Source organism: Vibrio sp. 10N.222.46.A1, assembly GCF_041473595.1.
GTDB classification, from domain to species: Bacteria; Pseudomonadota; Gammaproteobacteria; order Enterobacterales; family Vibrionaceae; genus Vibrio; species Vibrio tasmaniensis_A.
Genome location: NZ_JBFRSN010001131.1, coordinates 1 through 612 on the forward strand (window position 1 = coordinate 1; position 612 = coordinate 612).

Consider the following 612-nt stretch of genomic DNA (forward strand, 5'->3'; position numbering starts at 1 on the left):
TAGAATGCGCGGGTAATATAAACAAATAGGTGAGGATACAATCTGATGCTAAATGACAAAAGAACAAAAATCTTGAGCTCAGCAGAAAAGCTATTTATTTCTCAGCCTTATAGTAAAGTTTCAATTCGGTCTATTGCTAAGTCTGCGGGTGTAAGCCCCGCGTTAATTCTTTATTACTTTAATAACAAAGAGCAATTGTTTGATCAGCTCATCGAAGAGCATACAAGTCGTTTTCAAGAGCAGTTCTCAAAGTATCAGAGAGTGGATGGAATACAACTACAACACTTACTTTCTGAACTTATCGAGTTTTGGGAAGCTTCGCCTAACATCTTTTTACTATTCACTTTTGGCGGAAGTTCATACAATTACGAAAATGTTCAACGCCTTAAAGAGTCTAAGTTTGGTTACACCTACAATAAGACTCTTGAAAATCTTCTTTATTTAGTTGATGGCTGTAACGAGTCAAACTTTCATTATTACCAGATGCTGGTTACGTCGTTAGTGTCTCAACCATATTTAGCAAACAAGCAACAAAAATATAACAATGACAACTCTACGTTTAACCTTATGCAATACCAAGAGGTTATAGCTAGCTTATTTAAAGAAGAGACT

The 612-nt window shown here is 35.5% G+C and carries 1 protein-coding gene; it reads left to right on the forward strand.

Features of this window, described 5'->3' with window-relative positions; all coding sequences use genetic code 11:
* Positions 1 to 45: 45 nt before the first annotated feature.
* On the forward strand, positions 46 to 612 hold a 567-nt coding region (locus AB4496_RS24480), incomplete at its 3' end, for a TetR/AcrR family transcriptional regulator (RefSeq protein ID WP_372132401.1).